The sequence below is a fragment of the Herbaspirillum rhizosphaerae genome, assembly GCF_001189965.1.
GTDB lineage: Bacteria > Pseudomonadota > Gammaproteobacteria > Burkholderiales > Burkholderiaceae_D > Herbaspirillum > Herbaspirillum rhizosphaerae.
Genome location: NZ_LFLU01000022.1, coordinates 21,290 through 41,766, shown reverse-complemented (window position 1 = coordinate 41,766; position 20,477 = coordinate 21,290). Strand labels below are relative to the sequence as shown.

Sequence of the window (20,477 nt, the reverse complement as noted above, 5' to 3'; positions counted from 1 at the left end):
CCTTTCTTTCTGTTTCTTTGCGGCTATATTTCCCTCACAAAGAAAAATTTTTGCGGTGCGTCATTTCATTTATTTTCATCTGCGCACCGTTCCAAAACACAACGGGAAATCTGAGAGGCTCACATGACCAATCAGTATCGGGCGGGAAAAAAAGCATTGGTGATCGGCGGCGGCGCCCCGAACTCCACCTTGATTGCCGGCGCATTGACGGCGTTTCTGGATGAGGGCATAGAATTCGACGTCATCTCGGCGTCGGGCGCGGGCGTGCTGATGGGCTTGCTGTACCAGGCCCCGCTGGATTGCTCGCCGCGTGAAGCATTGATGCGCTGGGCCGAAGTCGGCGTGGCCGACAGCATCTACAAGATGTTCCCCATCAACTACAAGATCTTCAAGAAGCCGGGGCAGGACGCGCGCAGCTTCCGCGACAACGTGCCGTCGCAGATGCCCGCCATGCCTGGTATGGCGTCAATGCCCGGCATGCCGAACATGTCCTCCATGGCGGCCGGTTATCCTTTCCTCGACGTGTTCACGCAGCGCTTTGCGGAAGCCTCCGGCGCATGGAACGACTGGATGCACCTGATGCTGTCGGCCATGTCGCCGTCGGATCTGTCGTCCAAGAGCCTCGGCCTGTGCGCGCATCATCCTTTCCTCGAACAGTCGATCGACTTCGACGCCATCGCGCGCATGAAGCCGGATTTCTACATCAACGCCTACAACATGAGCAAAGGCGAGATGCAGATCTGGGACAAGAAGGAAATCGAACCGATCCACGTGCGCGCCGCGTTGTCCTTCCCCTTCCTCTATCCGCCGACGGAAATCGAGGGCGACGATTACATCGAAGGCGCGGCGCTCGACACGCTCAATTTCGATCCGCTGCTGTCCACCTCGGGCAAGCATGCCGACATCGAAACGCTGGTGGTGCTCGACATCCTCGGCGAGGATCGCCTGATCCGCAAGCCGCGCAACCTGTACGACGCCTGGGTGCGCTCCATCATCACGCCGCTGGTGAAAATCTCGAAATCCGAAATGCGCCTGTTCGAACTTGAACACAATACGCATCCGGAAACCGGTGAACCGCTGCGCCGCCTGCTCAAGGTCGACCTGATGAGCGGCATTCCGGACGAGCACTGGCCGGAGGTGCTGGACTGGTCGTCTTCGAACATGCAACTGTTGTTCGACGTCGGCTACCGCGCCGGGCAGAAATTCTGCCGCGAGCATGGCGAATCCCTGCAGGACGCCTTCGAAGGCGCTTCCATGGCTGCCTGAGCGGCGAACGGATTGAGCGATACCTGATTCATCAAGCAGTAACACAGCGTCGCTAACATGTCGGTCCCGCCGTTCAGGCGGGCCATGCATGCCGGCGGCGTAGCAGTCTTGATTTGCAATATATTTTCCAGCATGCAACTCCGCAGCCGCAGCACGAGGAGACGACGCCAGCCCCGGGGCCAACGCAGCTTCGGATCCCACCCACTTTCTTGAGAAACGATACGACCATGACAATCACCAAACGCCTTCTTCTTACCTTGTCGGTGGCCCTGCTGGCTCTCCTCTTCGTCGGCATCGACGGCCTCGTGCAGTTGCAGCGCGCGCAGGTGCGCTTCGATACGGTGCAAAACCGCATCATCCCCAGCATCAGCGGCCTGAACGCCGCTAAGGGTTTCCTCGCCGATACGCGCCTGGCCGGTTACCGCTTGTCGGTGTTTTCCAACCTGAGCGACAAGACGGCGCTGGATAAAGCCGTGGCCGATGCCAACAAGGCGTTTGACGACGTGGTCGCCAAGTACGCGAAAGAGCAGATCTACGATGAGACCGACGGCAAGATGCTGGAAGCCGACAAGGTCAACATGGAAGCCTATCGCAAGGCGTTGATCCCGTTCTTCGCCGCCGCGCATGCGGGCGACATGGACGGCGTGCGCGCCACGCTGATGGCGGGCAGTCCGCTGGCGGTGTCGGCGGCAGGCGTGAAGAAAGGCATCGACGATCATATCGCCTACAACAGCAAGCTGGTCGACGACGTGCGTGCGGAAAGCGTCGCGGCCTACGAGTTCGCCTTCAAGAGCATGGTGGCGGTCATCGTCGTGGCGATTTTGTTCACCGGCACGCTGGCGCTGACCCTGTATCGCAACATCAGCGGCAGCTTGCGCAACATCAAGAACACCTTCGAAGAAGTCAGCGCTTCGCTGGATCTGTCCCAGCCGATGCGCGTCGAGCGCATGGATGAAATCGGCCACGCCGCCACCGCCTTCAACAAGCTGCGCGTGCGCATCGTCGACGTGATCGGCACCGTGCGTACGTCGACCGACTCGGTCAGCGTCGCCGCCAAGCAGATCGCGGTCGGCAACACCGATTTGTCGTCGCGCACCGAACAGCAGGCCGCTTCGCTGGAAGAGACCGCATCCAGCCTCGAGCAACTGACTTCCGTGGTCAAGCAAAACACCGAGAACGCCAAGCAAGCCAACCAGCTTGCGCTGTCGGCGTCGCACATCGCCTCGCAAGGCGGCGACGTGGTGCGCCAGGTGGTCGATACCATGAACTCGATCAACGACTCGTCGCGCAAGATTGTCGACATCATCAGCGTCATCGACGGTATTGCGTTCCAGACCAATATCCTGGCGTTGAATGCAGCGGTCGAAGCGGCGCGTGCCGGCGAACAGGGCCGCGGCTTCGCCGTGGTTGCGTCCGAAGTGCGCAGCCTGGCGCAGCGTTCGGCAGCGGCGGCGAAAGAGATCAAGACGCTGATCGACGACTCGGTCGACAAGGTCGGTTCCGGCAGCAAGCTGGTGCAGCAAGCCGGCACCACCATGAGCGACATCGTCAACAGCGTGCAGAAGGTCACCGACATCGTCGGCGAAATCGCCAGCGCCAGCGAAGAGCAAAGCAGCGGCATCAGCCAGGTCAACCAGGCCGTGTCGCAAATGGACGACGTCACGCAGCAAAACGCCGCGCTGGTCGAAGAGGCCGCTGCCGCCGCGCAAGCACTGCAGGATCAGGCCGAGACGCTGGAGCAGGTGGTCAGCGTGTTCAAGCTCGATGCTGCGCGCATCGTCACCAGCGCCGCTGCGCAATCATCCAAACTCGTCGCCAAGCGGGCCATCGATATCACACCCTCGGCAGCGCGCCTGAGTTCGTCGGATCTGCAGCGCATCGAACACGAGATGGATGCCTGATGCCGGTCTGATCAGCCAGGCAAAAAAAGGCCGCACGCTTGTCCGTGCGGCCTTTTTGTTTGCGTGGGTTAATTACAGATTCTGCGCGGCGAAACGACCGCGGCGGCTGACATGCTTGCCGGCCGACATGAACTCGCCGTCGCCGGTGTAGTGAACGGTCTGCGGATGTTTCGGGCTCGCCGCGGCATGCGCCTTGACGACTTCGAAGATGAAATAGTTGTAGGTGTCGATCAGGCAGTCGTCGTAGAGTTTGCATTCCAGATTGACGAAGCAATCGTCGATCAGCGGCGCACGGACCTTGGCCGCAGGGCTGGTAGCCAGGCCGAAACGGCTGAACTTGTCGACCTCGGCGCAGGAGCAATTGCCGATGTCGACCACGGTGTCGATCATGTCTACGGTCGGGATGTTGATCACGCATTCGCGGCTGCTGCGGATCAGTTCGAAGCTGTGGTTGCCGGATGCGATGATGCAACCCACCAGCGACGGCGTGAATTCCATCACGGTATGCCAGCCCAGCGTCATGACATCCGTTGCATCCTGCCAGCGCGAGGTCACCAGCACGATGGGGCCGGGTTCCAGATAGTGACGGATATTGGCGACGGGGTAGTCGAGTTTCTTGCTCATGGCGGTTCACCCTGGCGCACAGCGGCGCGTGTTGAAGGTGATTTATTTTATGCCTGCCGCCCCAGCCATTTCTGTAGGACAAAATCTGATTTCAACGCCATGCGCAGACGGAATCAGGCATTCCGTTATATGCCGGACAAGTAAGTTGCCATCCCGTTATGCCAATCCGGCAATATCGGCGTTGTGAATGATGGATTTGTCATGTCCGTGCCGGGCGACGTTGATCATGGCGCGCGACAGTTGTTCGGTGGTGGTGACGTGCTGCGGGAACAGCGAGCGCGCCAGCGATAGCAGCGGACCGGCCAGTGTGTAGAACCAGCGATAGGCAGGCGTCTTCGACACCTCGCCGTGCATCGGCTGGATCGCGCCGGGACGGAACATGTAGGCGCCCTTGAACGGCAATTTCAACAAGGCGTTTTCGGTCTTTCCCTTGACGCGCGCCCACATGACCTTGCCTTGTTCCGTACTGTCGGTGCTGGCGCCGGAGATGTAGAAGAAACGCATCTCCGGATTAAGCCGGCACAAGGTCTGCGCCGCCGCCATGGTCAGGTCGTAGGTGATGCGGGTGTATTGCGCCTCGGTCTTGCCGCTGACCGACACGCCCAGGCAAAAGAAGCAGGCATCGAAGCCGCGCAATTGTTCTTCCACGCTGTCGTAGCGATAGAGATCGGCATGCAGCAATTCAGTCAGCTTGGGATGTTGCACGCCGACCGGGGTGCGGCCGACCACGCGTACCGAGGCGATGGCGGGGTCGCGCAGGCATTCGCGCAACAGGCCCTGGCCGACCATGCCGGTGGCGCCGAAAATCAGAACGTTCATCTGCAATTCTCCCAAAGAGTTCAGGGCTAGTTGGGAGCAGTTTGCCATTGCACAAGAGCGCGCGGGCAAAGATCGTCTTTTTCGGCGCAATATGAAAACGACCGAGGCGGCGGCAGATTGCTCTGCGCGCCGCCCCGGCCGTTGGTGCTGCGATCAGCCTGTCAGTTGTTAGCGGGTGTAGTACACGTCGCGGTATTCGCGACGGTATTCACGGTAGACAGGACGTTCGCGATATTCACGTTCCACATAGACCGGAGCCGGACGCACATATACCGGTGCGGGTTGGTAATACACTTGCTGCGGCGCCTGGTAATACACAGGCTGCGGAGCCGGCTGATAGACCTGTTGCGGCGGCGCGTAGCTCGGACCCGAATTGGCGTTGGCGATCATCGAGCCGATGGCGACCGCGCCGATGATGCCGGCGGCGATGGCAAGGCCGTTGTTGCCGCCGCGGTCATGCGCGGAAGCGGAAGTCGATACCGACGCTGCGAGTACTGCGGTAACCAGCAGGGCGGGGATAATTTTTTTGGTAATCATGATGATGTCCTTTCAGTTGAGGCGCATCTGATTTGTCGCCACGATTCAAATATAGGGCATTTCGGTCGCCGCGAAAGGCTTGGCATTACTTGCTTACAATTCTTACCAAGTTGGCGATTTCGGTGAATTTGACGCGCCGCTCTGCCCATCGACAGGCTTCATATTAGAATGCACGACCGGCTTTCCCGCAGGAAAGCACAACTTCACTCCCCTATCCGATGAATTACACCCCCGGCCGCATGATGGCCTATGTCTGTCTGGCGCTGAGCATGTCCATGGTCGGCGCCTACGTTGCGCTCACCAAACCGCTGGCGGCGGCGCTGCCGGTGTTCCTGCTGGCATGGCTGCGCTTCGGCATCGGCGCCGTCGCCATGATCCGCTGGCTGAAGAAGCCCGGCACGGAAGCGCCGCTGACACCGCGTACGCGCCTGCTGGTGTTTCTGGAATCCTTCCTCGGCAACTTCCTGTTCACGATCTGCATGATCAGCGGCGTGAGCATGACCAGCGCGGTCTCGGCCGGCGTCATCATGTCGGTGATCCCGGCGGCGGTGGCGTTGATGAGCTGGATCTTCCTGCGCGAACGCATCGGCCTGCGCGTCTGGATGGCGGTTGCCTGCGGCGCGCTCGGCATCGGTTTGCTGTCGCTGGCGAAGAACCCGCATGCGCCGGGACTCGACAGTGCAGCCGAACATCAGGCCTGGCTCGGCAACCTGCTGGTGTTTGCCGCCGTGCTGTGCGAAGCCTCGTACGCTGTCATCGGCAAGAAGCTCACCGCCGTCCTGAGTCCCAAGCGCATCAGCTCCATCATCAATCTGTGGGGCCTGATCCTGATGACGCCGATGGGTTTTTACACGGCGCTGCACTTCGACTTCGGCGCCGTGCACAAAGGCATCTGGCTGCTGTTGCTGTTCTACGCGCTGGCCGCCAGCGTCTGGAGCGTGTGGTTGTGGATGACCGGTCTGAAATCGATCCCTGCTTCGCGTGCCGGCGTGTTCACCGTCATGCTGCCGGTCAGCACCGCACTGGTCGGCGTGCTGGCGCTCGGTGAGCAACTGACCATGATCCAGCTCGCCGCCTTCGCCGTTGCACTGGCCGGCATGCTGCTGGTCACGGTGCCGGGCAAGTCCTCGGCGAATGCTTCGGGTTCCGCACACTGAGTCCGTCATGGCGCGCCGTTATCACTACTCCGTCTATGTCATTGAACTGTCGGCGGACGTGCTCTACGAGGCGCGCTTTCGCAAAGCCAATCCAGACTACGTCACCGGCAAGCCCTGCGTCTACGTCGGCATGACCGGGCTGAATGTCGACCAGCGTTTCGACAAGCACAAGGCCGGCATCCAGTCCAATCGCTTCGTGCGCGAATACGGCCTGCATCTTCTGCCCAAGCTCTACGAGATGTATAACCCCATGCCCTACGACGGCGCGCGCGACATGGAGGTCGAACTGGCGATCGGCCTGCGCGAGGCGGGTTACGGCGTGTGGCAGGCCTGAGACGGATTGTTCGCTATACTCGGCGTCATTCTTCTCCGCGCGCCCAAACCATGAAAAAACTGCTTCCCTTGCTCTCCACTCTTGCCGGCGTCCTGCTGATACCGCACGCTGCGTTGGCCGCCGCGCCGGAAAAGAGTCTGTGCGCTGCCGGCGAAACGCCTTTGTTCCAATGCACGATCAAGGGCAAGCAAGTGTCCTTGTGCGCGTCGGGCGGCGGAAAGGACGACGCCGGCAAACTGCAATACCGCTTCGGCACCGCGCAAAAGATTGAGCTGAGTTACCCCGCCACGCCGCAACCGGCGGACGGAAAATTCTTCAAGAGCGAGACCGGCTATTCCGGCGGCGGCGAAGAGCGTATTCGTTTCAAGAATGGCGACTACGACTATTTTTTGTTCGAACGCACCGTGCGCACCGGTTTCGGCAACGGCCCCAACAATCCCGAGTTCAGCGCCGGCATCATCACGCGGCATGGCAAGAGCGTGACTACGCGCCTCTGCTCGCAGGATGGCGCGATGAAGCCGGCTTCGCGCACGTTGCCGGAAGAAGAATTCGAGTATCTCGACAACTGAACGCAACGGTTCCTATTTTTTCTTTGGCGGTTCAGTCGCGTTCAGATAGCCGCTTTTCTGCGCTTCTTCGCATGTCAGTGCACCATAGGCAACGACTTGCTCCTTTTGGTTGAAGCCGATATACACAGGTTTGGCTTGTCCGTTCACGTTTGCCAGATAGTTAGAACAGGTGCCGCGTCCATTGAGCGTCGCCAAGCTGCTGCGCGGCTGGCCCAGGGCTGTAATGACATCTCGCTTGGTGGCGCCGGGACGGGAAGCAACCTCAAACGCCGGGCTTTGCAACAGGCCTATCCGGTCGGAAAGATCGGCGCATGCACTCAGCAGCAAGGCGCTCGACAAGATCAATAATTTTTTCATACCTATCCTTTCATTGTCATGGAGCCGACGATGCTAGCGATCTCAAGCCATGCAAGGAAGCGATGTCAGTAAATAAGTGCCGAAATTAGCTGGGTTTTTGTTGAATCCTGAAATGTTTTTCAAGGTGAATATCGTTGCACCGCAGGCGGCGTCACGATTGCCTGATTGTTAAACCAAAAGAAATAATGGATTTGATCCAACTGAATGATGTGCCGTCGCGACGGACGTACAATCTTTCCGTGACAAGCGCTTGTGCAGCGGCAGGCAGCAATCGTAAATACGGCAAGCAGCAATACGGCAAACACAATACGACAGGCAGCAAGAGACGACATCAGAGGAGCAGGCCATGTTTGCAGGATTCACACGCCACGTCGCCGAGGTCAACGGCACGCATATCAACTATGTCCGCGGCGGTTCCGGTCCGGCCTTGCTGCTGCTGCACGGCCATCCGCAGACGCATGCGATCTGGCACAAGGTGGCGCCGCAACTCGCTGAGCGCTACACCGTCATCGCCGCCGACCTGCGCGGTTACGGCGACAGCGGCAAGCCGGCCGGCCTGCCCGATCACAGCAACTACGCCAAGCGCGTCATGGGGCAGGATCAGATCGACCTGATGGCCTCGCTCGGCTTCCCGCAATTTCTGCTCATGGGACATGACCGCGGCGGCCGCGTGGCCTATCGCATGGCGCTCGATCATCCCGAGGCGATCCGCAAGCTGGCGGTGCTCGACATCGCGCCGACGCTCGCCATGTATGAACAGACCAGCAGGGAATTCGCCACCGCGTATTACCACTGGTTCTTCCTGATCCGTCCGGCGCCGTTTCCCGAGACCTTGCTCAGCGCGCATCCGGAGGATTATCTGAAGCACACCATCGGCGGCCGCAGCGCCGGGATGAAACCGTTCACGCCGGAAGCCTATGCGGAATACCTGCGCTGCCTGCGCGATCCGGCCACCATTCACGGCATCTGCGAAGACTACCGCGCCAGCGCCGGCATCGATCTGGAGCATGAACGCCACGACCTCGCCGCCGGCAACAAGATCCGCTGCGAGATGCTGGCCTTGTGGGGCAAGCAGGGCGTGATTGAAAAATGCTTCGAGCCGCTCAAGGAATGGGCGAAATTTTCGGACAGGCTCGACGGTGGCGCGCTCGATTGCGGCCACTATATTCCAGAAGAAGCGCCGGAGGCTTTGCTGGAGAAGGTGCTGCCTTTCTTCGGCGACTGAATTTCTCCGGTCTTCAGTCCGAGGCTGTCCGATATGAGGCGGTCATGCCAATTCAGCAACATCGCGGCAACATCCGCCGGCGATCTTGAAATCACCGGCTTTTATGCTTCATTTCCCCCATATGGCTTCCCTCGCCGGAGTGATATAACTATCCGGGTCGCGCATCTATAACTCAGCTATACATAAACCAGCGCGATGAAGACAAGGACAGGGACATATGGAGAAGACAGGCAAACGCGGCGTCATGCTGCTGGCCATGGCAGCACTGCTGGCATCGCCGGCGGCCATGGCCGAAAAGATCGTCTCCATCGGGTTTGCCGGACCGCTCAGCGGCCTGAGCGCCGCCAGCGGGACCAGCATGCTGAACGCCGCCAAGATGGCGGTGGACGACGCCAATAACGCCGATCTGCGCATCAATGGAGAAAAACTCAGCTTCAAGCTGGTGACGCAGGACGACAAGTCCAATCCGCGTATCGCCGAAATCGCCGCCAAGTATTTCGCCAAGAGCGGCGTCGTCGGGGTCGTCGGCATTTTCAACAGCGCAGTGGCGGTCAGTTCGTCGGAGATTTATCAGAAAGCCGGCATTCCGCATTTCGCCGTCTCCGGCACGCGGCGTTTCACCCAGCAGGGACATGACACGGCTTTCCGCTTCGCCGCCTACGACGAACAGCGCGCTCATGTGCTCGCTGCGTATACCGCGCAAGAGTTGCACAAGACAAGGATTGCCATCGTCCATGACGACAGCGTCTTCGGCCGCGACTACAAAGAGAAATTCGAAAACGCCTTCACCAGGATGGGCGGCAAGATCGTCAGCGTCAATGCCGTCAGCGCCACGACTTACGATTTCAACGACATTCTCAAGACGATACGCACCGGCAAGGCCGACGCCATTTTCTTCGGCGGCCTCGGATCGCAAAGCGCCATGTTTGCGCAGAACATGTATAGGCTCGGCACCGACATCACCCTGATCACTGCGGCGTCGGTGGTGGGGCCGATGTTCCTGCAGACCGCAGGGCCGGGCGCGGAAGGAACGGTATCCATCATGCCGGGTTCGCATCAGCGCAAGAGCAAGCAGTTGGAGAGCTTCGAGAAGAACTACCAGCAACGCTACAACACCGCCATCGGTCCGTATTCCGCAGTCGCCTACGATCAGGTGCAGGTGCTGGCGGCAGCCGTGGCGCGTGCCGGTTCAACCAATCCGCGCAAGGTCGCCGGCGCCTTGCACGCGATCAAATACAGCGGGCTGAGCGGCAACATCGCCTTCGACGCCAACGGCGATCTGCGCGAACTGACCTTTTCTACCTTCCAGGTCAGGAACTCGGCCTGGACCATGTTCAAGCAGTATCACGTCGGTGCGGGCAACTGACGAAAACCGGCCAGGCGGGATGTAAATAATTTGCAAAAAATCAGCTTTCCGCCCGGAAAGCCGCTCCGGCTGCAGGATGCGGAATGATGCTCCACCGCAAAAGATGACTTGGCGAAAAAAGCTTTTCGCGTTAAAGTCGGCTGCAGTCGACATGGAAGGGCTCACTCACATGAATTGATGAGTCAATACATCACCCGGCCGGACACCGCAGAAATGTCGTGCAAGTTATTTGCATGAAGCAGAGATTGCTGCTCGGTGACGGCCGTCAATCCACGGAGCAGTCAATGGATGTATTGAGCGAAATTCTTGATGGGATGCGATCCGATGGGATCGTCACGGGGCGCTTCACCCTCAGCGCGCCATGGGGTTTTGTCAAGGACCCCGTCAACGGCGCCAACTTCCGCATCGCCACCGACAACCCCTTCTGGATCTCCGTCAGGGATGCGCCGCCGGTGCTGATCCAGCCGGGCGACCTGATTCTCTTGCCGCACGGCGACGAACACAAAATGATGTCCAGCGTCGACGTACGGCTGCATCATTTCGATCTCATGGTGATGGAGCTCGGCATCATTCCCGATATCACCCGTCCGCTGGCGTTCTGCGCCGGCGGCGGCGGTGCGGTCACCGACATGTACACCGGCATCCTGCTGTTTCGCGAAGCGCGCCGCAACGCCGTGCTGTCGGCGCTGCCCGACCTGATCCACATCCGCGCCGAAGAAATCAACGTCTCGTCCTGGTTCACTTCCACATTGAAATGCTTCGTCGAAGAATCCATGAGCTGCCAGATCGGCTGGAACTTCGCCGCCGCGCGCCTGGCCGACCTGCTCTTGCTGCACGTGCTGCGCATCTATCTGCAGCGTAGCGAGGATAGCGATCTCGGCTGGCTGCGCGGCCTGCGCGACCCCAAGATCGGCGACTCGCTGATGCTCATGCATCGCCAGCCGCAGCGTGACTGGACCGTGTCGACGCTGGCGTCGGAAGTTGCGATGTCGCGCTCGCGCTTCGATGCACGCTTCCGCGAGCTGGTGGGCGAATCGCCGATCTCTTTCCTCACCACGCATCGCATGCATTTGGCCAGCGAATATCTGGCCGCCGGCAATTGCCGCATCGGCGAAGTCGCCGACAAGGTCGGCTATGCATCGGAGAAAAGCTTCACGCGCGCCTTCCGCCGCTGGGCCGGTGTGCCGCCGCGTACTTATCTGCGCCAGCAGGACAAGACACGGCAGGCGACTGCACCACATTGATCCACCGGCCGGCGCGCTCGCGCCGGCTTTCCGGTTTTTTCTCTCCTCTCCTTTTTCGCCATTTTTCCTGCATCGCATGCGCATCGCGGCCTGGCGTCGCGCGAGCCGATTCAGTGCGCGCGCACGTCGCCGACTCACCGTTTTATGGCGCTCTGCAGCGGGTTTTCAGCTTGGGTCAAATGGTTCCCTTTTTGGGTTGCAGCGTGGTTGTTGCGCAGGTGGGCCTTTGCAAGAATGGGGCCTCGATATGTGACGGCCGCGTGACACCAGCATCGCGCCGTTGCTTATGGAGAGCGGCACGCACGCTGTCGGAGGGGGGAAAGCTTCGTCAGTCAGGCACAAGGATGAATGCGCGTTTCACTGTGGTGAGACGCGTCATTCGAGAGTCAATGATCCAGATACCCAGATGAGGCAAAACAAGATGAAACCAGTCAACGCATGGATGACGGCGGCTACGTTCGCGGCCGGCGCATTCGCCAGCACTTTCTCCACCGGCGCCATGGCGCAAGTCACGATCTACGGCATTATCGACACCGGCGTCGAATACGTCAGCAACACCAACGCCGCCGGTGCGGGCGTGGTGAAAATGCCCTCGCTGACCGGCACCGTGCCGTCGCGCATCGGCTTCAAGGGCGCGGAAGACCTGGGCGGCGGTTTGCAGGCGCTGTTCGTGCTGGAAGCGGGATTCACACCTGACACCGGCGGCATGGGGCAGGGCAACCGTCTGTTCGGTCGCCAGTCCTACGTCGGTCTGAAGAGCGAATACGGCAGCGTGATGCTGGGCCGCCAGGTCAACATGACTTACATCGCCGGACTCAAGGCCGACATTCTCGGTCCCAACATTTACGGCACCGGCAGCATCGATTCCTATCTGCCCAACGCGCGCAGCGACAACGCTATCGGCTATCTCGGCACCTTCTCCGGCGTGACGGTCGGCGGCACCTACAGCTTCGGTCGCGACACCTCCAGCGCAGGCGGTCCGGCGGCGACCAACTGCGCCGGCGAAGTGGCCGGCAATCCCGCGGCCTGTCGCCAGATCACAGGCCTGTTGGCCTACGACAGCAAGACCTTCGGCATGGCTGCCGCCTACGACAAGATGAACGGCGGCAGCGGTGCGACGGCGCCCCTGACCAGCGCCGATTATTCGGACCGCCGCCTGACGCTCAACGGCTACGTCCTGTTCGGCGACCTCAAGATCGGCGTGGGTCTGGAGAATCGCAAGATCACTGCCGCGGCGAACCAGACCTCTAATATGTATTTCGTCGGCGCCAGCTATCCCTTCGCCACGCAATGGATCGTGGACGGCCAGGTCATCCGCTACAAGGTCAAGGACACCGACAAGGTGTCGACGCTGTCGGTGCTGCGCCTGGGCTACAACCTGTCCAAGCGCACCATGCTCTACACCTCGCTCGGTTACATGACGAACTCGAGCACGGCCGCCGTCTCGCTCGATCCGGGCGGCACCGTCGGCACCGGCATGAACCAGCTCGGCGTCATGACCGGCATTCGCCACGCGTTCTGACGTTCCCATTTCAACAAGGCAGGAGACCACCATGGAATTCACACTGAACCGGCGACCGGCCACCTTCGACGGCGACGAGCAGACGCCGCTGTTGTGGGTGATCCGCGAATCGGCCGGACTGACCGGCACCAAATACGGTTGCGGCATCGGCATGTGCGGCGCCTGCACCGTGCACGTCGACGGCGAGCAGATGCGTTCGTGCAGCGTGCCGGTATCCAGCGTCGCCGGGCGCAGCGTGACCACCATCGAAGGTCTGTCGAGCGACACCAGCCACCCGGTGCAACTGGCCTGGATCAAGCTCGATGTGCCGCAATGCGGCTACTGCCAGTCCGGCATGATCATGGCGGCCACCGCCTTGTTGAAAAAATATCCGAAACCGAGCGATGCGCAGATCGACGAATACATGAGCAACCTGTGCCGTTGCGCAACCTATCACCGCATCCGGGAGGCGATCCATGCAGCAGCCAATTCCTGAGACAGGTCCGAACCTGTCGCGCCGCGGTTTTCTCAAGGCCACCGGCGCAGCGGCGGTCGGCCTGATCGTGCCGTTGGCGTATGCGGCAGACATGCCGACGACCGGCCTGGTGGAAATCACCGACTGGGTGCGCATTGATGCCCATGGCAAGACCATCATCGGCCTGTCGCAATGCGAAGTCGGCCAGGGCGTCTACATCGGCTTGCCGCAAGTGCTGGCCGACGAGCTGGATGCAAAATGGAGCGATGTCAGCGTCGAGTTCGTCACCGGCCGCGACGCTTATCGCATGTCGGCCGCCTATGAGCCGCCGCAGCAATTCGTCGGCGCGTCGATGTCCATGACCATGCTGTTCCAGCGTTTGCGTATCGCCGGGGCGCAGGCGCGCGATGTGCTCACGCAAGCCGGCGCGGCGCGGCTGGGTGTGCGCGCCACGCAATGTCATACCAGCGAAGGCCGTGTGATCCATTCCGCCACCGGACGCTCGGTCTCGTATGGCGAAGTGGCGGCCGACGCTGCACGCCTGCGTCTCGATCCGGGGCCGCATCTCAAGAGCAGCAGCCAGCGCACCTTCATCGGCCGCAACATGAAGCGTCTCGACACGCCGATGAAAGTCAACGGCAGCGCCGTCTTCGGCATCGACGTCAAGGTGCCCGACATGCTGGTCGGCGCCGCGCGCATGGCGCCGGCCTACACCGGCAAGATCCTCAGCGTGCGCAACGAAGCCCAGATCCTGGCGCGTCCCGGCGTGCATGCTGTCGTCATCGGCACCACCTGGCCCAAGCCGGTGCCCAACACCGTCATCGTCGTCGCCGACAGCTACTGGATCGCCAAGCAGGCGGCCGATGCGCTCGAGCTGGAAGTCGATCCCGGGCCGGGCGTGCACGTCGACAGCAAGAAAATCCACGAGCAGCGCCTGGCCGCCATGGATGACGACAAGGCCATCGTCGCCTCGCGCATCGGCAACACCAAGGCGATCTTCGACGCCAATCCCGGCAAGATGATCGAGGCGCGCTACCACACGCCTTACATCGTGCATGCGTCGATGGAGCCGGTGGTGGCGACGGTGCACGTGCGCGACAACGACATTGAAGTCTGGGGCCCGATCCAGGGGCAAGACATGGTGCGCGAAACATTGGGCCGCGCCTACAAGATGGCGCCGGAAAAAGTCATCGTCCACACCAATTTCCTGGGTGGCAGTTTCGGCCGTAAATACGTTCCCGATTTCGTGTTGCATGCCGCGCAGGCATCCAAGGCGGTGGGGCGTCCGGTCAAGGTAATCCGCTCACGCGAAGGCGACATCCAGCATGGCTTCTATCGCCCCGGCGTGTCGGCGCGCATGCGCGCGGTGCTGGGCAAGGACGGCTATCCGACGGCCTTGCACGCGCGCGTGGTCGGGCAGTCGCTGTACGGCATGATCAAGCAGGACAAGATGGCGGCTAACGGAGGCTGGGACGAGACCATGGTCGAGGCGATCTACGATCTCGCCTACGGTGTACCCAACCTGACCGTCGACGCCATCGACATCAAGCAGCCGATTCCGGTGAGTTTCATGCGCAGCGTCGGCAGCACCTCCAGCGTGTTCTTCCTGGAGAGCTTCATCAACGAGCTGGCCGACCAGGCCGGCATCGACGCCTATCGCTATCGCCGCAAACTGCTGGCGCACGACAAGCTGGCGCTGGCGGTGCTGGATAAGACCGTGGCGGCCGCCGGTTGGGACAAACCGCTGCCAAAGAACCGCCATCGCGGCTTCGCCTTCAACCTGTACACCGGGCGCGGCGGCGCCTTCGAGACCTATGTCGCGATGGCGGTCGAGATCGAATCCGGCAAGGGCGGCATCAAGGTAAAGCGCGTGGTGTGCGGCGTCGACGCCGGCACCGCCATCAATCCGGGGCTGATCAAAGCCAACATCGAAGGCGGCATCGGCTTTGCGCTGACCAACACCTTCAAGAGCGAAATCACGTTCGCCGAAGGCGCCGCCGTGCAGAGCAACTTCCACGATTACCCGTTGCTGAGTCTGGCGGAGATGCCGCATATCGAGGTCGTCATCGTCAACAGCGACCGTCCTCCGCAAGGTTGCGGCGAAGTCGCGCTGGCCCCTGTCGCCCCCGCAGTGGCCAGCGCGATCTTCAAGGCAAGCAAGCGTCGCCTGCGTTCCATGCCGTTGAAGCTGGATCAGGCATAACGCATCAGTCGCTTGCAGCAGGCAGGCCGGGCCGCCGGATTTCCCGACGGCGGCCCGGTTGTTGTTGATCGGATCAAGGTGGAAGAGCGACATCCCATGGACAGCATGGATCTGGAAGTATTGAAAGCCGCGCGCGGCTGGCTGCTACAAGGCCTGCGCTGCGAGCTGGTCACCGTGGCGAAGACCTGGGGTTCCAGTCCGCGTCCGCCGGGCTCAATGCTGGCGCTGTGCGAAGACGGCCGCGTGGTCGGCTCCGTTTCGGGCGGCTGCATTGAAGACGACCTGATCGCCTGCATCCGCCGCGAAGGCATGCAGCGCCGCGTGCCGGATATTCTGCGCTACGGCCTAAGCGCCGACGAAGCGCATCGCTTCGGCCTGCCCTGCGGCGGCACCATCGAGCTGGTGCGCGAACCCTTGTCTTCACGCAGTCGCATCGGCGAGTTGTTGCACGCGCTGGAGCATCAGCAACTGATCGAACGCCGCCTGCGCATCGACAGCGGCGATGTGGAGTTGCGCGCCGGTGCGCCGGCCTTGCCGCAGGAACTGGTCAGCATCGCCGGCAACAACGTCGTCACGCATCACGGTCCGCGCTGGCGCTTGCTGCTGATCGGTGCGGGACAGCTGTCGGCCTTCCTGGCGCAGATCGCGATGGGGATGGACTACCAGGTGAGCGTCTGCGATCCGCGTGAAGAATTCCGCAGCGTGTGGCAGGTCCCCGGCGTGCCGGTGATCCATGCGATGCCTGACGATCTGGTCATCGAGATGCGTCCCGATGCCTGCACCGCCGTGGTGGCGCTCACGCACGATCCCAAGCTCGACGATCTGGCCCTGATGGAAGCGCTGCGTTCGCCGGCCTTCTATGTCGGCGCCATCGGTTCGCTCGACAACAACGCGCGGCGCCGCGAACGGCTGGCGCTGTTCGATCTTGCGCCCGAGCAGATCGTCCGCCTGCACGGCCCGGTCGGCTTGCCTATCGGCAGCAAGACGCCGGCCGAGATCGCCGTCTCCGTCATCGCCGAAATGACCGCCGTACGTCACGGGATTGTTGTTCCATCTGCAATGAAGAAGGCCGGTTAGCTTTCATTTTCCCTTCAGCCTCGCAGGCTGCCAGCGAGCAATAATCGCATTGCCACGGTCGCGTCAGCATGTCCAGAACCCTTTCTGAATAAGGCTTTCAGCGTCAGACCAGCTCACGCGTTTCAGTCGTTCGTCTTCCCCGCGGAACGCCATTATTTCGGGAATCGAAATAGAGCATTGCTCGCATCCCGGTTTTTCTTTGTTGTTGCAACAAATAAGATGATCTCCATGGTGAACGCAGTTATGAAACAGGACCTTCGTGTGAATGTCCGGCTGCAGCAACACCCGTTGGAGTCAATCATGAACATCAAGAAAATTTCCGCAGCCGTCCTTATGTTGAGCCTTGCCGGCGCCGCCCTGGCAGAAGCACCTTATCCTGAAGACAGCAAATTCGTATCGACCAAGACCCGTGCCGAAGTCGTCGCCGAGCTGGCCCAGGCACGCGCCAATGGCGAGCTGCCGATCAACGACGTGTCTTATCCGGACAAGTCCATCGCCGCCGCATCGATCTCGACCAAGACCCGCGCCGAAGTGATCGACGAACTGAAGCAAGCGCGCGCCAACGGCGAACTGCCGATCAACGATGCGACCTATCCGGACAAGGCGATTGCATCCGCACCGGTGTCGACCAAGACACGCGCACAAGTGGTGGAAGAGCTGAAGCAGTATCAACAGGCGCATGCCAACCCAAGCTATGCTGAACTGATTTTCCTGCGTTAATTTCCAGCAGTAAAAAGCCGACGCCCTTACGTCGTGCAGTTAGGCTTGCTAAATCTTTTCCTTGCCAGAACTTATATCGCCGTCGTCCTGACGAAAGTCAGGACCCAGCGTCGTATCGGCGACTGTCACGACACTGGGTCCCAGCGTGCGCTGGGACGACGGTGAACGATGAGGGATGGCATGGAGCCTGACGGAGCAGCACTACGACGATCACGTCGACTTGCATGCTCCTGCCTCATTCAGAGGCTGGCGATGAAGATTTTTTGCAGCAGCTTGATCAATTGCGCACGCTCGGCGTCATTGAGCGCTTCGGTGGCTTTTTCTTCCAGTTCGGCGGCGGTCTTTTCCGCCTTGACGCACATGCGCATGCCGGCAGTCGTCAGCACCAGCGTCTGCGAGCGGCGATCCTGAGGATTGCGCTGGCGCATCACCAGGTCGCGCTGTTCCAGGCGATCGAGCAGGGTCGCCAGATTTGGCGGCGACACGTTGATGGCTTTCGACAGGCGCTTCTGGTTGATGTTGGGATTGGCCTTGAGCAGGCTCAGCACCGTGAAGTCGACCGGACGCAGCTCGAACTTCGCCATGCGCTTTTCGAACAGCGGCATGATCGTGATGTAGGCGCGCCGGCAGTTGTAGCCGACCAGGCTCAGCAGCAGGCTCTGGTCGAGCGGCGGCGCAGCGTCTGCGGCATCGGCGCCGGCATCTTCCAGTTCAAATTCGGCCGGCTTTTTAGGCAGCATCGTGGTGGGTCAGGTCGGATGGTATCGCCGGTGCGCCTGCAGCCAGGCAGGTATCGACGACACCGCACAGCTGCTGCACTTCCGGAAACAGGAAGGCGAAATAATAGCACGCGCTGTCGCGCTTGCCGCCGTAGAACAAGGGGTCTGCAGCATGTTGCCGCGTCGCACTGCGCGCCGCTTTCAGCCACAGCCACGCCATCGCGGCGTGGCCGGTCAGGCGCAGCATTTCTTCGGCGATGAAGTAAGGAAGCTGCGGCTGCCCGGCGCTTGCTGCAGCGATCGCATGTGTGGTCTGTTCCAGATAGCGTGTCAGTTGCAGCAATTGTTGTTTTTGTGTCGCCAGGCTATCGTCGCTTGCACCGTTCTGTGCGACATCCTGTTCAATCATGGCGATGAAATCCGTCATGCGGCGTCCGCCGTCGGCCAGCGCTTTGCGCAGCAGAAAATCGATGGCCTGGATTTCGTTGCTGCCTTCATAGATCATCGTGATGCGCGCATCGCGCAGATACTGATCGATTCCGGTCTCGGTCACGTAACCATGTCCGCCGAAAACCTGCAAGGCCAGACTGGCGTTCTGAAAACCATTGTCGGTCAGCACGGCCTTGATCACCGGTGTGATGAACTCCAGCCGGTCGTGATGCAGGCGGCGCTGGCCAGCGTCATGATCGTGTTCCGCCAGATCCAGCAGCAAGCCGCTCCAGTACGCCAGCATGCGGCCGCCTTCGATGCGGCAGCGTTGCTCCATCAACAGCTTTTGCACCGCCGGCTGCATGACGATGGGATCGGCGGCGTTTGCCGTCGCGGTGCGCCCCGGCGCACGCGATTGCGTACGCTCGCGCGCATAAGCCAGTGCTCGCTGATACGCCGCCTCGGCAATCCCCAATCCTTGCGCGCCGACATGCAGGCGCGCCGAATTCATCATCACGAACATTGCTGCCAGTCCGCGTCCTTCATCGCCGACCAGCCAGCCGGTCGCCTGTTCGAAGTGCATGCTGCAGGTGGCGCTGCCGCGGATGCCCATCTTGTGTTCGATGCCGGTGCAATGCACTGCGTTGCGTGTGCCGTCCGGCAGAAATTTCGGTACCAGAAACAGCGACAGACCCTTGCTGCCGGTGGGTGCATCGGGCAGGCGCGCCAATACCAGATGCACGATGTTGTCCGTCATGTCCTGCTCGCCGCCGGAGATGAAAATCTTGTCGCCGCTCAAGCGATAGCTGCCGTCGTCTTGCAGGACGGCGCGCGTGCGCAGCAGGCCGAGGTCGCTGCCGGCGTGTGCTTCGGTCAGGCACATGGTCGCCAGCCATTCGCCGCTGACGATTTTTCCTAGATACTGTGTTTTGAGCGCATCGCTCGCATGCGTGCTGAGGCAGGCATACGCGCCGTGCAGCAGGCCGGGATACATGGTCCAGCCGTGGTTGGCGGCGCTCAGCATTTCGAACAGTGCGCAGTTGAGCAGATGCGGCAGACCCTGGCCGCCGTGCTTCGTCGCGCAGGCCAGCGCCGGCCAGCCGGCTTCGCAGAACTGCCGGTATGCGGCGGCGAAGCCGGCGGGCGTCTGCACCTTGCCGTCTGCAAAGCGGCAGCCTTCGCGGTCGCCGCCGGCATTGAGCGGCGCGACCACTTCGGCGGCAAAGCGGCCGGCCTCTTCCAGCACCTGTTTCATCAGGCCGGCATCGATGTCTGCATGTGCAGTCAATGTCGACAGTCGCGCCGGCGCATCCAGCACATCGTCGAGTACGAACGCCATGTCGCGCAGCGGCGGTTGATAAGTCATGACAGCAGAGGGATCAGTTCAGCAGATAAGCGTCGTACACCACCGCATTGCCCAGGCGCATTGCATAGCCGACGCCCATGGCGCGGTTGAGCCAATCGTACTTCTTGGACGCGGTTTCGAAGTTCATGTACAGGCGGAAGTAGTACTTGCTCGGATCGACCGGCTTGCCCTTGGCGACTTCGGCCATGACTTCCGGCGGGCCGTAACGTACGCCGCGGGTTTGCAGGTAGACCAGTTCGCCGTCATCCATCTTCAGCAGGTAACGCGTATCGATGATGGCCAGGCCGTCCGCGGTGACGGTCTGCCAGTCGGCGCCGTTGTTGAGGATTTCGCCATTGATCAGCGGACCTTTGAAGTTGCCGCCGGTGATCGGGATGATGCGGCGCTTGCCGAGGTCGGAGGTCTTGCCCAGTTCCCAGATCGGCGCGATGAGGTCGACCGAGAAGCGCGCCATGAAAGTCAGATTGGGCTTGGGTGGGTTCATGGTGTTGCTGTCGGCATCGCTGGCTGCGTAAGCCGGGTTTGCCATCATGCTGGCGGTCAGCAGCATGGATTGCAGCAGCAGAATGATTTTTTTCATTTCTTTGT

20 protein-coding genes are annotated in these 20,477 nt (G+C 61.0%); 13 read left to right on the top strand and 7 right to left on the bottom strand.

Annotation, left to right across the window (positions count from 1 at the left end; translation table 11 throughout):
* The first annotated feature begins 123 nt into the window (after positions 1-123).
* Both AKL25_RS21680 and AKL25_RS21675 read left to right on the top strand, forming a co-directional pair.
* A complete protein-coding gene (locus AKL25_RS21680) occupies positions 124-1,266 on the top strand; it encodes a patatin-like phospholipase family protein (RefSeq protein ID WP_050479799.1) in 1,143 nt (380 codons plus the stop codon).
* Positions 1,267-1,493: 227 nt separating this feature from the next.
* The gene (locus AKL25_RS21675) at positions 1,494-3,167 is read left to right on the top strand and encodes a methyl-accepting chemotaxis protein (RefSeq protein WP_050479798.1); all 1,674 of its coding nucleotides are present in this window, start codon (positions 1,494-1,496) and stop codon (positions 3,165-3,167) included.
* Positions 3,168-3,239: 72 nt separating this feature from the next.
* Here AKL25_RS21675 and AKL25_RS21670 read toward each other — a convergent pair whose 3' ends face one another.
* The 3 genes from AKL25_RS21670 to AKL25_RS21660 all read right to left on the bottom strand — a co-directional run bounded on the left by AKL25_RS21670 (position 3,240) and on the right by AKL25_RS21660 (position 5,147).
* On the bottom strand, positions 3,240-3,791 hold the full coding sequence (locus AKL25_RS21670; RefSeq protein ID WP_050479797.1) for a flavin reductase family protein: 552 nt from the start codon (positions 3,789-3,791) through the stop codon (positions 3,240-3,242).
* A gap of 156 nt (positions 3,792-3,947) precedes the next feature.
* On the bottom strand, positions 3,948-4,610 hold the full coding sequence (locus AKL25_RS21665; protein ID WP_050479796.1) for an NAD-dependent epimerase/dehydratase family protein: 663 nt from the start codon (positions 4,608-4,610) through the stop codon (positions 3,948-3,950).
* 168 nt (positions 4,611-4,778) lie between these two features.
* Positions 4,779-5,147, bottom strand: coding sequence for a hypothetical protein (locus AKL25_RS21660; protein ID WP_050479795.1), 369 nt, complete (start codon positions 5,145-5,147; stop codon positions 4,779-4,781).
* A 218-nt stretch (positions 5,148-5,365) separates the two neighbouring features.
* Here AKL25_RS21660 and AKL25_RS21655 point away from each other — a divergent pair, with 218 nt between their 5' ends.
* The 3 genes from AKL25_RS21655 to AKL25_RS21645 are packed head-to-tail and all read left to right on the top strand — an operon-like array spanning position 5,366 to position 7,207.
* Entirely contained in the window at positions 5,366-6,304 is a 939-nt protein-coding gene (locus AKL25_RS21655; protein ID WP_050479794.1) for a DMT family transporter, read from the top strand.
* 7 nt (positions 6,305-6,311) lie between these two features.
* On the top strand, positions 6,312-6,638 hold the full coding sequence (locus AKL25_RS21650; protein WP_050479793.1) for a hypothetical protein: 327 nt from the start codon (positions 6,312-6,314) through the stop codon (positions 6,636-6,638).
* A gap of 50 nt (positions 6,639-6,688) precedes the next feature.
* Positions 6,689-7,207, top strand: coding sequence for a hypothetical protein (locus tag AKL25_RS21645; protein WP_050479792.1), 519 nt, complete (start codon positions 6,689-6,691; stop codon positions 7,205-7,207).
* Between the two features lie 12 nt (positions 7,208-7,219).
* On the opposite strand, the gene AKL25_RS21640 is transcribed toward AKL25_RS21645, so the two are convergent.
* A complete protein-coding gene (locus AKL25_RS21640) occupies positions 7,220-7,564 on the bottom strand; it encodes a hypothetical protein (protein WP_050479791.1) in 345 nt (114 codons plus the stop codon).
* 346 nt (positions 7,565-7,910) lie between these two features.
* On the opposite strand from AKL25_RS21640, the gene AKL25_RS21635 reads away from it, so the two are divergent.
* From AKL25_RS21635 to AKL25_RS21600, 8 genes are all read left to right on the top strand, one after another.
* Positions 7,911-8,789, top strand: a complete 879-nt coding sequence (locus AKL25_RS21635) for an alpha/beta fold hydrolase (protein WP_050479790.1) — start codon at positions 7,911-7,913, stop codon at positions 8,787-8,789.
* 217 nt (positions 8,790-9,006) lie between these two features.
* On the top strand, positions 9,007-10,155 hold the full coding sequence (locus AKL25_RS21630; RefSeq protein WP_050479789.1) for a branched-chain amino acid ABC transporter substrate-binding protein: 1,149 nt from the start codon (positions 9,007-9,009) through the stop codon (positions 10,153-10,155).
* Positions 10,156-10,439: 284 nt separating this feature from the next.
* Positions 10,440-11,399, top strand: coding sequence for an AraC family transcriptional regulator (locus AKL25_RS21625; RefSeq protein ID WP_083444826.1), 960 nt, complete (start codon positions 10,440-10,442; stop codon positions 11,397-11,399).
* Between the two features lie 421 nt (positions 11,400-11,820).
* Positions 11,821-12,921 (top strand): porin, encoded by a 1,101-nt coding sequence (locus AKL25_RS21620; RefSeq protein ID WP_157050726.1) that lies wholly within the window; start codon positions 11,821-11,823, stop codon positions 12,919-12,921.
* A gap of 31 nt (positions 12,922-12,952) precedes the next feature.
* Complete coding sequence (locus AKL25_RS21615; RefSeq protein WP_050479786.1) at positions 12,953-13,396, top strand: (2Fe-2S)-binding protein; 444 nt, start codon at positions 12,953-12,955, stop codon at positions 13,394-13,396.
* Complete coding sequence (locus AKL25_RS21610; RefSeq protein WP_050479785.1) at positions 13,377-15,578, top strand: xanthine dehydrogenase family protein molybdopterin-binding subunit; 2,202 nt, start codon at positions 13,377-13,379, stop codon at positions 15,576-15,578. Before AKL25_RS21615 ends, AKL25_RS21610 begins: the two co-directional genes overlap by 20 nt.
* A gap of 96 nt (positions 15,579-15,674) precedes the next feature.
* Positions 15,675-16,655: an XdhC family protein gene (locus tag AKL25_RS21605; RefSeq protein WP_050479784.1), complete on the top strand. Its 981-nt coding sequence runs from the start codon at positions 15,675-15,677 to the stop codon at positions 16,653-16,655.
* Between the two features lie 300 nt (positions 16,656-16,955).
* Positions 16,956-17,375, top strand: a complete 420-nt coding sequence (locus AKL25_RS21600; protein WP_050479783.1) for a DUF4148 domain-containing protein — start codon at positions 16,956-16,958, stop codon at positions 17,373-17,375.
* 239 nt (positions 17,376-17,614) lie between these two features.
* Here the strand turns inward: AKL25_RS21600 and AKL25_RS21595 are convergent, their stop codons facing one another.
* From AKL25_RS21595 to AKL25_RS21585, 3 genes are read right to left on the bottom strand one after another with little or no spacing between them, the layout of a single operon-like run.
* The gene (locus AKL25_RS21595; RefSeq protein ID WP_050479782.1) at positions 17,615-18,115 is read right to left on the bottom strand and encodes a MarR family winged helix-turn-helix transcriptional regulator; all 501 of its coding nucleotides are present in this window, start codon (positions 18,113-18,115) and stop codon (positions 17,615-17,617) included.
* On the bottom strand, positions 18,105-19,889 hold the full coding sequence (locus AKL25_RS21590) for an acyl-CoA dehydrogenase (protein WP_050479781.1): 1,785 nt from the start codon (positions 19,887-19,889) through the stop codon (positions 18,105-18,107). Before AKL25_RS21590 ends, AKL25_RS21595 begins: the two co-directional genes overlap by 11 nt.
* Positions 19,890-19,902: 13 nt before the next feature.
* Positions 19,903-20,469 (bottom strand): DUF3237 domain-containing protein, encoded by a 567-nt coding sequence (locus tag AKL25_RS21585; RefSeq protein ID WP_050479780.1) that lies wholly within the window; start codon positions 20,467-20,469, stop codon positions 19,903-19,905.
* Positions 20,470-20,477: the final 8 nt, after the last annotated feature.

Bases quoted from the DNA above. Each gene is read 5' to 3' on its own strand.
- AKL25_RS21605 (WP_050479784.1), top strand. From the start codon at position 15,675: ATGGACAGCATGGATCTGGAAGTATTGAAAGCCGCGCGCGGCTGGCTG.
- AKL25_RS21670 (WP_050479797.1), bottom strand. From the start codon at position 3,791: ATGAGCAAGAAACTCGACTACCCCGTCGCCAATATCCGTCACTATCTG.
- AKL25_RS21595 (WP_050479782.1), bottom strand. From the start codon at position 18,115: ATGCTGCCTAAAAAGCCGGCCGAATTTGAACTGGAAGATGCCGGCGCC.
- AKL25_RS21620 (WP_157050726.1), top strand. From the start codon at position 11,821: ATGAAACCAGTCAACGCATGGATGACGGCGGCTACGTTCGCGGCCGGC.
- AKL25_RS21615 (WP_050479786.1), top strand. From the start codon at position 12,953: ATGGAATTCACACTGAACCGGCGACCGGCCACCTTCGACGGCGACGAG.
- AKL25_RS21600 (WP_050479783.1), top strand. From the start codon at position 16,956: ATGAACATCAAGAAAATTTCCGCAGCCGTCCTTATGTTGAGCCTTGCC.
- AKL25_RS21640 (WP_050479791.1), bottom strand. From the start codon at position 7,564: ATGAAAAAATTATTGATCTTGTCGAGCGCCTTGCTGCTGAGTGCATGC.
- AKL25_RS21590 (WP_050479781.1), bottom strand. From the start codon at position 19,889: ATGACTTATCAACCGCCGCTGCGCGACATGGCGTTCGTACTCGACGAT.
- AKL25_RS21675 (WP_050479798.1), top strand. From the start codon at position 1,494: ATGACAATCACCAAACGCCTTCTTCTTACCTTGTCGGTGGCCCTGCTG.
- AKL25_RS21655 (WP_050479794.1), top strand. From the start codon at position 5,366: ATGAATTACACCCCCGGCCGCATGATGGCCTATGTCTGTCTGGCGCTG.
- AKL25_RS21650 (WP_050479793.1), top strand. From the start codon at position 6,312: ATGGCGCGCCGTTATCACTACTCCGTCTATGTCATTGAACTGTCGGCG.
- AKL25_RS21645 (WP_050479792.1), top strand. From the start codon at position 6,689: ATGAAAAAACTGCTTCCCTTGCTCTCCACTCTTGCCGGCGTCCTGCTG.
- AKL25_RS21660 (WP_050479795.1), bottom strand. From the start codon at position 5,147: ATGATTACCAAAAAAATTATCCCCGCCCTGCTGGTTACCGCAGTACTC.
- AKL25_RS21630 (WP_050479789.1), top strand. From the start codon at position 9,007: ATGGAGAAGACAGGCAAACGCGGCGTCATGCTGCTGGCCATGGCAGCA.
- AKL25_RS21635 (WP_050479790.1), top strand. From the start codon at position 7,911: ATGTTTGCAGGATTCACACGCCACGTCGCCGAGGTCAACGGCACGCAT.
- AKL25_RS21625 (WP_083444826.1), top strand. From the start codon at position 10,440: ATGGATGTATTGAGCGAAATTCTTGATGGGATGCGATCCGATGGGATC.
- AKL25_RS21665 (WP_050479796.1), bottom strand. From the start codon at position 4,610: ATGAACGTTCTGATTTTCGGCGCCACCGGCATGGTCGGCCAGGGCCTG.
- AKL25_RS21585 (WP_050479780.1), bottom strand. From the start codon at position 20,469: ATGAAAAAAATCATTCTGCTGCTGCAATCCATGCTGCTGACCGCCAGC.
- AKL25_RS21680 (WP_050479799.1), top strand. From the start codon at position 124: ATGACCAATCAGTATCGGGCGGGAAAAAAAGCATTGGTGATCGGCGGC.
- AKL25_RS21610 (WP_050479785.1), top strand. From the start codon at position 13,377: ATGCAGCAGCCAATTCCTGAGACAGGTCCGAACCTGTCGCGCCGCGGT.